The organism is Morococcus cerebrosus (genome assembly GCF_022749515.1).
GTDB classification, from domain to species: domain Bacteria; phylum Pseudomonadota; class Gammaproteobacteria; order Burkholderiales; family Neisseriaceae; genus Neisseria; species Neisseria cerebrosa.
Genome location: NZ_CP094242.1, coordinates 1,326,201 through 1,339,280, shown reverse-complemented (window position 1 = coordinate 1,339,280; position 13,080 = coordinate 1,326,201). Strand labels below are relative to the sequence as shown.

Here is a 13,080-nt window from a genome sequence, read left to right as displayed (position 1 = left end):
TGTTTTCAGACGGCCTGTGTGAAATAAATGCGGTATTATAACGGATATACGGCAATTTGAGGTCGTCTGAAAAGGAGTTTGGCTATGCAGAAAATCAAAATCGGATTGGCGGGGTTCGGCATGTCGGCGCAGGTGTTTCATCTGCCGTTTTGGCGTGCGGATGCGCGGTTTGAAGTCGTGCGCGTGTTTGAACGCAGCGGCAATAGGGCGCAGGAAGTCCTGCCGCAGGCGCAGACCGTGCGTTCGTTTGTGGAGTTGCTTACCGACGATGTGGATTTGGTGGTCATTACCACGCCGAACCAAACGCATTTCGATTTTGCCGCTCAGGCTTTGCGTGCAGGTAAAAATGTGGTGGTGGAAAAACCGTTGTGCGCCACGGCGGCGCAAGCCTTGGAACTGGCGGAACTTGCCGAGCGGCAGGGCGTATTGCTGACCGTTTACCAAAACCGCCGCTGGGACAGCGCGCCGCTGACCGCCAAAAAACTGCTTTCAGACGACCTTTTGGGCGAAATTGTGGATGCAGAGTTCCGTTTCGAGCGTTATGCGGCTGCATTGAACAAAAAACGCTGGAAGGAAACCGGCGAGGCGGGCGTGGGGCTGGTGTACGATTTGGGTTCGCACCTCATGGATATGGCGGTCGATGTTTTCGGGATGCCCGACGAGCTTTATGCCGACGTGCGCTATCAGCATGAAGGAGCAGTCAGCGACGACAATTTCTATATCGCGCTCTATTACGCCGACGGCAAAAAAGTCGCCCTGACTGCAAGCAAATATGCCCGCGAACCTTTGCCGTTCATGACCTTGCACGGCAAACGCGGGTCATACGTCAAACAAAACGCCGACAACCAAGAAGCCCTGCTGCTCGGCGGCGCGCAACCCGTCGGAGCGTGGAACCGTGAGCCGGAAGACGAATGGGGCATCCTGCATACAGAAATCGACGGGGTGGTCGTCCGCAAAACAATCGAAAGCGTCAGCGGCAATTATGCGGCGTTTTATGAAAACCTTTATGACGCGCTGCAAGGCAAATCTCCCGCAGCGGTGCAGCCGCGCCAAGTGGCGGAGGTGCTGTGGTTGCTGGAAAAAGTATATGAAAGCGCGAAATCAGGATGTAGGGTGAAGGTGTAGGGAGATTAAAAGTTACAGGGAGCAGGATTTCTGAAATTTTTAAAATTACAGTAGATGAATCTCAAAGTCGTCATTGTCTGCTGCACCCGCGTGAGGGAGGGGCATGGCAGAAATCCAGACCTTGGATGTTTGTTTCAGTAACATTTAAAAATTGCCGTAATTTCTAATTTCTAGATTCCTTCCTTTAGGAGTGACGATGTAGGCATTTCTATCATTTTAAAGCTATGTTTCTGTTGAGTGCAGAAAGGTCGCCCGAAAACTTTTTAGCGGAACACGCTATATTTGTTTTCAGACGACGGCGGATTCGCATTTGAAGTGCAACTTTCCATAACAGAAAAAGGCCAGTATGCGGTAGCATACGGCCTTTCCTGCAAGAAAGATTGCCATGAGCTACACACAACTGACCCAAGACGAACGATACCATATCCAATACCTGTCCCGCCACTGCACCATCGCCGAAATCGCCAAACAGCTCAACCGCCACAAAAGCACCATCAGCCGCGAAATCAAGCGGCACTGCATCCAAGGGCAGCAATACAGCGCCGAAAAAGCACAGAAGCAAAGCCGGCTGACCAAACAGCACCGGCGAAAACCCTATAAGCTCGATTCGCAGCTGGTTCAACACATCGACACCCTTATCCGCCGCAAACTCAGTCCCGAACAAGTATGTGCCTACCTGCATAAACACCACGGGATCACACTCCATCACAGCACCGTTTACCGCTACCTTCGCCAAGACAAAAGCAACGGCGGCACTTTGTGGCAACATCTCAGAATATGCAGCAAACCCTACCGCAAACGCTACGGCAGCACATGGACCAGAGGCAAAGTGCCCAACCGCGTCGGCATAGAGAACCGACCTGCTATCGTCGACCAGAAAACCCGCATCGGCGATTGGGAGGCCGACACCATCGTCGGCAAAAATCAGAAAAGCGCGTTATTGACCTTGGTCGAACGCACTACCCGCTACACCATCATCTGCAAATTAAAGAACTTAAAAGCCGAAGACACTGCCCGGGCGGCCATTAGGGTATTAAAGGCATATAAAGCCAGAGTCCACACCATCACCATGGATAACGGCAAAGAGTTCTACCAACACACCAAAATAGCCAAAGCATTGAAGGCGAAAACCTATTTTTGCCGCCCTTACCATTCTTGGGAGAAAGGGCTGAATGAGAACACCAATGGACTCATCCGGCAATATTTCCCCAAACAAACCGATTTCCGAAACATCAGCGATCGGGAGATACGCAGGGTTCAAGATGAGTTGAACCACCGGCCGAGAAAAACACTTGGCTACGAAACGCCAAGTGTTTTATTCTTAAATCTGTTCCAACCACTGGTACCCTAGTGTTGCACTTGAAATCCGAATCCAAGGACCTTATATATTTTTAATTGGAAGTCAAACAGAAGCTTATTCTTCCGGACGTTCTCCGTCGGTATCGTCCAGTTTGCCTTCGGTAATATCAACGTTGATGCCCACGGCGGCACGGATTTTGGCGTCGATTTCGTTGGCGATTTCGGGGTTTTCTTTCAGCCATACGCGGACGTTGTCTTTACCTTGTCCGATTTTGGCGCCGTTGTAGCTGTACCATGCGCCTGATTTTTCAACGATGTCATATTTGACGCCAAGGTCGATCAGTTCGCCTTCCCAGCTTACGCCTTCGCCGTACAGGATATCGAATTCGGCTTGGCGGAACGGAGGGGCGACTTTGTTTTTGATGACTTTGACTTTGGTTTCGTTGCCGATAACGTCGTCGCCTTTTTTGATTTGTCCTGTGCGGCGGATGTCGAGGCGGACGGAAGCGTAGAATTTGAGGGCGTTACCGCCGGTGGTGGTTTCGGGGCTGCCGAACATCACGCCGATTTTCATACGGATTTGGTTGATGAAGACGACCAGTGTGTTGGTACGTTTGATGTGGCCGGTCAGTTTGCGCAGGGCTTGGCTCATTAGGCGGGCTTGCAGGCCAACGTGGCTGTCGCCCATTTCGCCTTCGATTTCGGCTTTGGGTACGAGGGCCGCTACGGAGTCAACGACAACCATGTCCACGCCGCCGGAACGTACCAGCGTGTCGCAGATTTCCAAAGCCTGTTCTCCGGTGTCGGGTTGGGAGAGGTAGAGTTCTTCTACTTTAACGCCGAGTTTGCGGGCGTAAATCGGGTCGAAGGCGTGTTCGGCGTCAATAAAGGCGCAGATACCGCCGTTTTTCTGGCATTGGGCAATGGCTTCGAGACAGAGCGTGGTTTTACCGGAGGATTCGGGGCCGAAGATTTCCACGACACGGCCGCGCGGCAGACCGCCGACGCCTAGTGCCAAGTCCACGCCGAGCGAGCCGGTGGAGATGACGTCAAGGTTTTCTTCTTGCTGGCTACCGTCCATTTTCATGATGGAGCCTTTGCCGAAGTTTTTTTCAATTTGGGCAAGGGCGGCGGCTAGGGCTTTGCTTTTTTCGTCTGACATGGTGCTGTTCTCGTAAGGGATGTTATCAAAGTAGCTAAGAATTTGTTTAGCTATTATCGCATAAATTAAGAAAAAGTATAGTTTTATTTCGGTTTTATTTCATATTTTAGATAATTAGTTGTTAACTATCTGAATTATATGATTTATGAGTTGTATGTTTGGATGTATTAAGAGTGCTAAAAGGTCGTCTGAAAGCGAATATTTCATTTTCAGACGACCTTTTTGGATTTGAACTCAATAAATAATATTTTTGCCGTAGCTTTCCAAAATCGATTTGATTTTGAGAATGGTTTCTTTGGGAGGCGGATGTACGCCGGTGAGTTTGTAGGTGTCGCCGCACAATGCCCATTTGTGCGCGCCCAGTTCGTGATAAGGAAGGAGTTCGACCATTTCGACGTTGTCCATGTCTGCGATGAATTCGCCGAGCAGGTGGGCGGAACGGTCGTCATCGGTATAGCCCGGCACGACGACGTAGCGGACGCGGGCGGGCTGTTTGCGTTCGGCGAGGTAGTGGGCGAATTTGAGGGTTTTGGTATTGGGGATGCCGACGAGGACTTTGTGGATTTCGGGGTCGATTTGTTTTAAATCGAGCATGACGAGGTTGGTGTGGTCGAGCAGGTCGTCAAGGATGGAATCGTAATGCAGGGCGTAGCCGTTGCTGTCGAGGCAGGTGTGGATGTCGTGTTCGCGGCAGGCGGTGAACCAGTCGCGTACGAATTCGTATTGCAGGAGCGGTTCGCCGCCTGTGGCGGTAACGCCGCCGCCTGTGGCGCGCAGGTAGTGGCTGTAGGACATGACTTGCTTCATGACTTCGGGTACGGTCATTTCCTGGGCCTGTTCGGTGTGCAAGTCCCATGTGTCGCGGTTGTGGCAGTATAGGCAGCGCATGAGGCAGCCTTGCAGAAAGAGGACGTAACGCAATCCAGGGCCGTCCACCGCGCCACAGGATTCTACAGAATGGACGATGCCTTTGCCGTTGTAATGGCGGTGTCCGAGGTCTTTGGCGGGGGCGGGTGTTTCGGGGTTGATGGCGATGGATGTCTGCATGGTGTCTGATGTACCGGATATTGGGGTCGTCTGAAAACTTGCTTTTGTGTTGCAGAGGGTTCTTCTTATTGGATTAATATGCGGGCATTGCGTTCCCTGTTGTGAGAAGTTTATGGGCTGTTTGGGAATAGGTAAACGCGTTTTAGTGATATAGTGGATTAACTTTAAACCAGGACGGCGTTACCTCGCCTTAGCTCAAAGAGAACGATTCTCTAAGGTGCTGAAGCACCAAGTGAATCGGTTCAGTACTATCTGTACTGTCTGCGGCTTCGTCGCCTTGTCCTGATTTAAATTTAATCCACTATATCAAACCATTGCTTCAGGCAAAATCAAGCCGGGTTCCGGATAATCCGTCCCCCGGCTTGGTTTACTGTAAACCCTTTGCTTTACATGGTTTGTGTAAAGGTACGGGTAATCACGTCAAGCTGCTGTTCTCGGGTCAGCGAGTTGAAGCGTACGGCGTAACCGGACACGCGGATGGTCAGTTGCGGATATTTGTCCGGATTGTTCATCGCGTCTTCCAGCGTTTCGCGGGTCAATACGTTGACGTTCAGGTGTTGGCCGCCTTCCACTTCTCCTTCTTCGTGGTGGAAGTAACCGTCCATCAGGCCTGCGAGGTTGCGTTCGCGGGAGTTTTCGTCTTTACCCAATGCGCCCGGCACGATGGAGAAGGTGTAGGAAATACCGTCTTTGGCAAACTCAAACGGCAGTTTGGCTACGGAAGTCAGCGAAGCGACGGCGCCATTGACATCGCGGCCGTGCATCGGGTTGGCGCCCGGACCGAACGGTGCGCCTGCGCGGCGACCGTCCGGCGTGTTGCCGGTTTTTTTGCCGTACACGACGTTGGAGGTAATGGTCAACACGGACTGGGTCGGCGTTGCGTTGCGGTAAGTTTTGTGAGTCGCCACTTTTTTCATGAAGCGTTCCACCAAATCGCAGGCAATATCGTCCACGCGGTCGTCGTTGTTACCGAACTGCGGATATTCGCCTTCGATTTCAAAGTCGACGGCAATACCGTTTTCATCACGAATCGGTTTGACTTTGGCGTATTTGATGGCGGACAGTGAGTCGGCGGCCACAGACAAACCGGCGATACCGCAAGCCATAGTGCGTTTCACGTCACGGTCGTGCAGCGCCATCAACGCGGCTTCGTAGCTGTATTTGTCGTGCATGTAATGGATGATGTTCAACGCGGTAACGTATTGGGTGGCCAGCCAATCCATGAATTTGTCCATGCGCGCAAAGACAGTGTTGTAGTCCAAAACTTCGTCCATAATCGGTTCGGTTTTCGGGCCGACCTGGTCTTTGGATTTTTCGTCCACGCCGCCGTTGATTGCGTACAGCAGGGTTTTCGCCAAGTTGGCGCGTGCGCCGAAGAACTGCATTTGTTTGCCGACCACCATCGGGCTGACGCAGCAGGCAATGGCGTAGTCGTCGCTGTTGAAGTCCGGACGCATCAAATCGTCGTTTTCATATTGGATGGACGAGGTGTCGATGGACACTTTGGCGCAAAATTCTTTAAAGCCTTGCGGCAGCTGTTCGGACCACAATACGGTGATGTTCGGTTCGGGAGACGGACCCATATTGTACAGGGTGTGCAGCACGCGGAAGTTGGTGCGCGTTACCAGCGTGCGGCCGTCCAAACCCATACCGCCGATGGATTCGGTTGCCCAAATCGGGTCGCCGGAGAAGAGTTGGTCGTATTCGGGCGTACGCAGGAAACGAACCATACGCAGTTTCATCACCAAATGGTCGATAAATTCTTGCGCTTGGGTTTCGGTAATTACGCCGTTTTTCAAGTCGCGCTCGATGTAAATGTCCAAGAACGAAGATACGCGACCGAACGACATGGCGGCGCCGTTTTGCGATTTAACGGCGGCAAGGTAGCCGAAGTAAGTCCATTGGATGGCTTCTTGCGCATTTTTCGCAGGGTCGGAAATGTCGTAGCCGTAAGAAGCCGCCATTTCTTTCATTTGACCCAAGGCTTTGTATTGTTCGTTGATTTCTTCGCGGCGGCGGATGACTTCTTCCAAATCCACACCGTTTTCCAAATCGGCTTGCAGCGAGTTGAACTGGTTGAGTTTGTCTTTCATTAAGAAGTCGATACCGTACAATGCTACGCGACGGTAGTCGCCGATGATGCGGCCACGACCGTAAGCATCTGGCAAGCCGGTAATCACGCCTGATTTACGGCAACGGCGGATGTCGGGCGTATAAACGTCAAACACACCTTGGTTGTGGGTTTTGCGGTATTTGGTAAAGATTTCGCTGACTTCGGGGTTCAACTCGACGTTGTACACTTTGCACGCGTCTTGTACCATTTTCAAACCGCCGAACGGCATGATCGAGCGTTTCAGAGGCTCGTCTGTTTGCAGGCCGACGATGGTTTCCAAATCTTTATTGATATAACCCGGCGCATGGCTGGTAATGCCGGACACGACTTGCGCGTCGATTTTGTAGGGTTCGTGCGTGCGGTTTTCGACTTTGATGCCTTCCATCACTTCCGCCCACAGTTTGGTCGTTGCCTCGGTTGCAGGCGCGAGGAAAGATGCATCGCCTTCATAAGGCGTGTAGTTTTTCTGAATAAAATCGCGCACGTCGACATTGGTTTCCCAATTACCGCCGACAAAACCTTCCCAAGCGGCAGGGCGTTGCTGTACATCGGTTGACATATCAAGCTCCTAATTTGTCAGATAGAATTTATAGGTAGAAGAAATTTACCTTTGCAGAATAGCACTTTAGCTCTATGAAGTGTAACGATTGGCGGAGATGTGAATGCATACCCGATGTTTTTTTGACTTACATCAATGAGAACAGTTATTACTTAAAACTACATTTTATTTTTCAAGCCTTTAGCGTGTAAACAAGTGTAGAATATAAAATTAAGCCCTGAAAACTTGTCCGGTTTTCAGGGCTTTTGTATGGGGTTGGGGTTTCATGGGGTTACATATTCTTTAGAAGAAGGTAAGTCGTCTGAAAAACTGAAATACTGTTTTTCAGACGAGCTTGATGTAAAGAAAAACGGCATATCCGAAAAGATATGCCGTTTATGGGTGCAGGGACTGCTATATTTGGCAGTGGTTTGTGTTTTAGTCCTCTTGCGCCGCTGTTTGCAGGTAGTTCGGCAAACCGACTTTGCCGATCAGCTCCTGCTGGGTTTCGAGCCAGTCGATGTGTTCTTCGTTGATGTCTTTTTGTTTTTCCAACAAATCACGGCTGACGTAGTCTTGCTGTTGTTCCGCGATGGCGATGGCAGCGACGAGGGCATCGTGTTTTTCCTGTTCTTTTGTCAAATCGCAGGTCAGGATTTCCTCGGTTGATTCGCCAATCAGCAGTTTGCCCAATTCTTGCAGGTTAGGCAGACCCTCCAAGAACAAAATACGCTCGATTAAATCGTCTGCGGATTTCATTTCGCGGATGGACTGTTTGAAGAAATGTTCGCCCAATTCTTCAAAGCCCCAGTTTTTCAAAATGCGGGCATGCAGGAAATATTGGTTGATGGTAACCAAGAGCAAGCCCAAGTTTTTATTCAATTCGCGGATAACTAAGCGATCGCCTTTCATTTTCAGCTCCTTATACGCTTAATTACAGTTGGCTTTGGTAGTAGTTGCCTTCGCCGACGAGTTCGATCAGGCGCAGTTGTTGTTCCAGCCAGTGCGCGTGATCTTCTTCAGTGTCTTTCAACTGGGCAATCATCAAATCACGGGTAACGTAGTCTTGTGCTTCTTCGCACAGTTTGATGCCTTTTTTCAATGCATCGCGCACTTCGTATTCGGTGTTCAAATCCGCTTTCAGGCAGGAGATCACGTCGGTACCGATGTTCAGTTCGGCACGGGTCATTTTAGGCGTACCGCCCAGCATCAGGATACGGCGGATGAAGTCTTCGGCGTGAGTGGTTTCTTCTTCCATCTCATGATTCAGACGCTCGAACAGTTTGTTGTAGCCCCATTCGGAGTACAGGCGTGAGTGGATGAAGTATTGATCGCGTGCAGCCAACTCGCCGGACAACAGTTCGTTCATATAATCGATAACAGCTTGATTGCCTTGCATAATTCTTTCTCTTTCTTTGAAATTGTAAAGTGTCTGTAAAAAACATTGCGTGTTGTTTCTTGATGGCTGAATTGTATGAAAAAGCCTGACGCTTGACAAATTTTCTATTTAAAATACAAACAATTATCAAAAGAAACAGAAGCCTTAAAAGGTCGTCTGAAAATTCAATACCTTGTTTTATATAGATATTTGTTGCCATTGGTATTAAGAATCCATTTCAACATTCAAAAACATTTACACTCTTTAACCATAAATAAAAGCAAATAAATTACAAAACCTAATCAAATTTTATTATTAATTATTCTCAAATGCTTTTATCGTCAAACTGTGCCGCAGTGTGCATAGTGACTGATGGTTGAACCGGGATAAACGCCGTACCGATTCAAATTTAATCTACTCCCCCTCCGTCCGATAAGATGAACCGTGATATAATCGCGAGTTACTTTTTGATAAAAATCATTTGAAATACATATCACCATGAAACAAATTCGCAACATTGCCATCATCGCCCACGTCGACCACGGCAAAACCACATTAGTTGACCAACTGCTGCGCCAATCCGGTACATTTCGCGCCAACCAGCAGGTTGACGAACGCGTGATGGACAGCAACGACCTTGAAAAAGAACGTGGCATTACCATCCTCGCCAAAAACACCGCCATCGATTACGAAGGCTACCACATCAACATCGTCGATACCCCGGGACACGCCGACTTCGGCGGCGAGGTGGAGCGTGTTTTGGGTATGGTGGACTGCGTCGTATTGTTGGTGGACGCGCAGGAGGGCCCGATGCCGCAAACCCGTTTCGTTACCAAAAAAGCCTTGGCTTTGGGACTGAAACCAATCGTCGTCATCAATAAAATCGACAAACCGTCCGCCCGTCCGAGCTGGGTCATCGACCAAACTTTCGAACTCTTCGACAACTTGGGCGCAACCGACGAACAATTGGACTTCCCGATTGTCTACGCTTCCGGCCTGTCCGGTTTCGCCAAACTGGAAGAAACCGACGAGAGCAACGACATGCGTCCGCTGTTCGACACCATCTTAAAACACACGCCCGCACCGAGCGGCAGCGCGGACGAAACGCTGCAACTGCAAATTTCCCAACTCGACTACGACAACTACACCGGCCGTCTCGGGATCGGCCGCATCCTGAACGGACGTATCAAACCCGGTCAAGTCGTTGCCGTGATGAACCACGATCAGCAAATCGCCCAAGGCCGCATCAACCAACTTTTGGGTTTCAAAGGTTTGGAGCGCGTACCGCTTGAAGAAGCCGAAGCCGGCGACATCGTGATTATTTCGGGTATCGAAGACATCGGTATCGGCGTAACCATCACCGACAAAGACAATCCCAAAGGTCTACCGATGTTGAGCGTGGACGAACCGACGCTGACCATGGACTTTATGGTGAACACCAGCCCGCTGGCGGGTACCGAAGGCAAATTCGTGACCAGCCGCCAAATCCGCGACCGCCTGCAAAAAGAGTTGCTGACCAACGTTGCCCTGCGCGTGGAAGATACCGCCGATGCCGACGTGTTCCGCGTATCCGGACGCGGCGAACTGCACCTGACCATTTTGTTGGAAAACATGCGCCGCGAAGGCTTTGAACTGGCAGTCGGCAAGCCGCGCGTCGTGTACCGCGACATCGACGGTCAAAAATGCGAACCTTATGAAAACCTGACCGTGGACGTACCGGACGAAAACCAAGGCGCGGTAATGGAAGAACTCGGCCGCCGCCGTGGCGAACTGACCAATATGGAAAGCGACGGCAACGGCCGTACCCGCCTCGAATACCATATTCCCGCGCGCGGCTTAATCGGTTTCCAAGGCGAATTCATGACCCTGACGCGCGGTGTCGGCCTGATGAGCCACGTATTCGACGACTACGCGCCCGTGAAACCCGATATGCCCGGCCGTCACAACGGCGTACTGATTTCCCAAGAGCAAGGCGAAGCCGTCGCTTATGCCTTATGGAATCTGGAAGACCGTGGCCGTATGTTCGTGTCGCCTAACGACAAAATCTACGAAGGCATGATTATCGGCATCCACAGCCGCGACAACGATTTGGTGGTCAACCCGCTCAAAGGCAAAAAACTCACCAACATCCGCGCCAGCGGCACCGACGAAGCCGTTCGCCTGACCACGCCGATCAAGCTGACGCTGGAAGGCGCGGTCGAGTTTATCGACGATGACGAACTCGTTGAAATCACGCCGCAGTCCATCCGCCTGCGCAAGCGTTACCTGAGCGAACTGGAACGCCGCCGCCACTTTAAAAAGCTGGATTGATTCCACTAGGCTGTTGATGAAATGAAAAAAGGTCGTCTGAAATTTTCAGACGACCTTTTTTACAGAAAATGATTAAGTTGTTAGAGCTTTTTAAAACAGTCATGCAAAAAAGCGAACAGTGTAAGCAATACTAAAATTACTTACGTCTTTTCCATTTATCAATGATGACCGCAACCGCCGCCATGACTTTCGCGTAATGCTTCGGCAGCCTGCTCGTCGGCATGGTAGCTTGAGCGGACCATGGCGCCGATGGCAGCGTTGGTGAAGCCCAGTTCGTATGCTTCTTTTTCAAAGATTTTGAACTGGTCGGGCGTGACATAGCGCAAGACGGGCAGGTGTCCGTCTGAAGGCTGGAGGTACTGGCCGATGGTAATCATCTCGATATTGTGCGCCCGCATATCGCGCATGATTTCGCGCACGTCTTCATCTGTCTCGCCCAAGCCGACCATGATGCCGGATTTGGTCGGGATGTGCGGCATCATTTCTTTGTAGCGGCGCAGCAAGTCGAGGGAGTGTTGATAGTTGGCACCCGGACGGGCTTTTTTGTACAGGCTCGGATGGGTTTCCAAATTGTGGTTCATCACGTCGGGCGGGGTTTCGGCAAGGATTCTCAGCGCGATGTCCAAGCGGCCGCGGAAGTCGGGAACGAGGATTTCGATTTTGGTGTTCGGACTGGTTTCGCGGATGGCTTTGATGCAGTCGGCGAAATGCTGTGCACCGCCGTCGCGCAGGTCGTCGCGGTCAACGGAAGTGATGACGACGTAACGCAGGTTCATGGCTTTGACGGATTCTGCGAGGTGTTTCGGTTCGTCGGGGTCAAGCATATTCGGACGGCCGTGTCCCACGTCGCAGAACGGGCAGCGTCGGGTACAAATGTCGCCCATAATCATGAAGGTCGCTGTGCCTTTGCTGAAACATTCGCCGATATTCGGGCAGGAGGCTTCTTCGCAAACAGTGTGCATTTTTTGTTCGCGCAAAATGTCTTTGATTTCAAAGAATTTGCGTGACGGCAGCTTGGCGCGTATCCATTCGGGCTTTTTCAGTTTTTCCTGAAGGGGGACGACTTTGATGGGGATGCGGGCGGTTTTGTCCGCGCCTTTGAGTTTGACGCCGCGTTTGGGATCGTCAACTTTGATTTCGCTCATTAATTGTTCGCTTTCGGTGTGAGTTGTGTCTCGAGGTGTGCGGTCAGTTTTTGTGCAACCTCGTCCAAGGTGGGACAGGGTTGGACAAAATCCGCGATTTGTGTCATTTCCATGCCGGCATAGCCGCAGGGATTGATGTGGGTAAACGGGCTTAAGTCCATGTTTACGTTTAATGCCAGGCCGTGATAGACGGAACCGTCTTTGATGCGCAAACCGAGTGAGGCGATTTTGCGCTCACCGACATAAACGCCGGGGCGTTTCGGGTCTGCCGCCGCTTCGATTCCGTATTCCGCCAACGTGGCGATGATGCTGTTTTCAAGCGCGGAGACGATGTTGCGGACGCTGGTTTTGCGGCGTTTGAAGTTGATCATGGTGTAAATGACCAACTGGCCGGGACCGTGATAGGTGATTTGTCCGCCCCGGTCGATTTGGACGACGGGTATGTCGTCGCGGATCAGGAGGTGTTCCGGTTTGCCTGCCAGGCCTTGTGTGAAGACGGGCGGATGCTCGACCACCCATAATTCGTCTTCGGTATGTTCGTCGCGGGCTGCGTTGAACGCTTTCATGGCTTCGAAAGTCGGTTGGTACTCGACCAAGCCTTTATGCACGATTTTCATATCAGTACACTACTTTCACCATTTCGTGATCGGTCAGGGCGCGGTAGATTTTGTCCAGTTGCTCTTTGCTTTCGACGTTTACTTTGACGGTTGCGCCGGTATAGTTGCCCTTGCTGCTTTGACGGGTGGCGATGTGGTGGGGTTCCGTATCGGGTGCATGTTGGCGGACGGTTTCCAAGATATTTTTTTCAAATTCGGGATGCGCGTTGCCCATGACTTTGATGGGGAATTGGCAGGGGAATTCGATGAGTGAGGTTTGGTCGGTCATGGCTGACTCCTGATGTGCTGTATGCCGAGAGGTCGTCTGAAAAGTTTCCAGCCTTTCAGAAGACCTCGAACGGCGTGT

The 13,080-nt window shown here is 51.1% G+C and carries 11 protein-coding genes; 3 read left to right on the top strand and 8 right to left on the bottom strand.

The genetic code is table 11. The features are described 5' to 3' along the window. Positions 1-84 precede the first annotated feature (84 nt). Both MON37_RS06190 and MON37_RS06185 read left to right on the top strand, forming a co-directional pair. Positions 85-1,125 (top strand): Gfo/Idh/MocA family oxidoreductase, encoded by a 1,041-nt coding sequence (locus tag MON37_RS06190; protein WP_039406961.1) that lies wholly within the window; start codon positions 85-87, stop codon positions 1,123-1,125. A 385-nt stretch (positions 1,126-1,510) separates the two neighbouring features. Continuing rightward, positions 1,511-2,476 carry an IS30 family transposase gene (locus tag MON37_RS06185; protein WP_242883540.1) on the top strand — a complete coding sequence of 322 codons (966 nt, stop codon included), beginning with the start codon at positions 1,511-1,513 and terminating at the stop codon, positions 2,474-2,476. Positions 2,477-2,539: 63 nt separating this feature from the next. Here MON37_RS06185 and recA read toward each other — a convergent pair whose 3' ends face one another. The 5 genes from recA to bfr (MON37_RS06160) all read right to left on the bottom strand — a co-directional run bounded on the left by recA (position 2,540) and on the right by bfr (MON37_RS06160) (position 8,683). Then, on the bottom strand, positions 2,540-3,586 hold the full coding sequence (gene recA, locus MON37_RS06180; RefSeq protein ID WP_009173410.1) for a recombinase RecA: 1,047 nt from the start codon (positions 3,584-3,586) through the stop codon (positions 2,540-2,542). 234 nt (positions 3,587-3,820) lie between these two features. Next, a complete protein-coding gene (gene pflA, locus MON37_RS06175) occupies positions 3,821-4,633 on the bottom strand; it encodes a pyruvate formate lyase 1-activating protein (protein WP_039408493.1) in 813 nt (270 codons plus the stop codon). A gap of 386 nt (positions 4,634-5,019) precedes the next feature. Next, positions 5,020-7,305 (bottom strand): formate C-acetyltransferase, encoded by a 2,286-nt coding sequence (gene pflB, locus MON37_RS06170; protein WP_039408485.1) that lies wholly within the window; start codon positions 7,303-7,305, stop codon positions 5,020-5,022. A 417-nt stretch (positions 7,306-7,722) separates the two neighbouring features. Continuing rightward, entirely contained in the window at positions 7,723-8,196 is a 474-nt protein-coding gene (gene bfr, locus MON37_RS06165) for a bacterioferritin (RefSeq protein WP_003742426.1), read from the bottom strand. Between the two features lie 22 nt (positions 8,197-8,218). Next, positions 8,219-8,683: a bacterioferritin gene (bfr, locus tag MON37_RS06160; protein WP_003755417.1), complete on the bottom strand. Its 465-nt coding sequence runs from the start codon at positions 8,681-8,683 to the stop codon at positions 8,219-8,221. A gap of 477 nt (positions 8,684-9,160) precedes the next feature. Between bfr (MON37_RS06160) and typA the strand changes: the two genes are divergently transcribed. After that, positions 9,161-10,972 carry a translational GTPase TypA gene (gene typA / locus MON37_RS06155; protein ID WP_003765802.1) on the top strand — a complete coding sequence of 604 codons (1,812 nt, stop codon included), beginning with the start codon at positions 9,161-9,163 and terminating at the stop codon, positions 10,970-10,972. A gap of 158 nt (positions 10,973-11,130) precedes the next feature. On the opposite strand, the gene lipA is transcribed toward typA, so the two are convergent. From lipA to MON37_RS06140, 3 genes are read right to left on the bottom strand one after another with little or no spacing between them, the layout of a single operon-like run. Then, positions 11,131-12,117, bottom strand: coding sequence for a lipoyl synthase (gene lipA / locus MON37_RS06150; RefSeq protein ID WP_039408482.1), 987 nt, complete (start codon positions 12,115-12,117; stop codon positions 11,131-11,133). Further along, entirely contained in the window at positions 12,117-12,734 is a 618-nt protein-coding gene (gene lipB / locus MON37_RS06145; protein ID WP_039408479.1) for a lipoyl(octanoyl) transferase LipB, read from the bottom strand. Before lipB ends, lipA begins: the two co-directional genes overlap by 1 nt. A 1-nt stretch (position 12,735) precedes the next feature. Continuing rightward, positions 12,736-13,002, bottom strand: coding sequence for an HP0495 family protein (locus tag MON37_RS06140; protein ID WP_039408476.1), 267 nt, complete (start codon positions 13,000-13,002; stop codon positions 12,736-12,738). Positions 13,003-13,080: the final 78 nt, after the last annotated feature.

Excerpts from the sequence above, each read along its gene's own strand:
- recA (WP_009173410.1), bottom strand. The coding sequence starts at position 3,586 with ATGTCAGACGAAAAAAGCAAAGCCCTAGCCGCCGCCCTTGCCCAAATT.
- bfr (WP_003742426.1), bottom strand. The coding sequence starts at position 8,196 with ATGAAAGGCGATCGCTTAGTTATCCGCGAATTGAATAAAAACTTGGGC.
- MON37_RS06185 (WP_242883540.1), top strand. The coding sequence starts at position 1,511 with ATGAGCTACACACAACTGACCCAAGACGAACGATACCATATCCAATAC.
- pflA (WP_039408493.1), bottom strand. The coding sequence starts at position 4,633 with ATGCAGACATCCATCGCCATCAACCCCGAAACACCCGCCCCCGCCAAA.
- lipA (WP_039408482.1), bottom strand. The coding sequence starts at position 12,117 with ATGAGCGAAATCAAAGTTGACGATCCCAAACGCGGCGTCAAACTCAAA.
- bfr (WP_003755417.1), bottom strand. The coding sequence starts at position 8,683 with ATGCAAGGCAATCAAGCTGTTATCGATTATATGAACGAACTGTTGTCC.
- MON37_RS06140 (WP_039408476.1), bottom strand. The coding sequence starts at position 13,002 with ATGACCGACCAAACCTCACTCATCGAATTCCCCTGCCAATTCCCCATC.
- pflB (WP_039408485.1), bottom strand. The coding sequence starts at position 7,305 with ATGTCAACCGATGTACAGCAACGCCCTGCCGCTTGGGAAGGTTTTGTC.
- typA (WP_003765802.1), top strand. The coding sequence starts at position 9,161 with ATGAAACAAATTCGCAACATTGCCATCATCGCCCACGTCGACCACGGC.
- lipB (WP_039408479.1), bottom strand. The coding sequence starts at position 12,734 with ATGAAAATCGTGCATAAAGGCTTGGTCGAGTACCAACCGACTTTCGAA.
- MON37_RS06190 (WP_039406961.1), top strand. The coding sequence starts at position 85 with ATGCAGAAAATCAAAATCGGATTGGCGGGGTTCGGCATGTCGGCGCAG.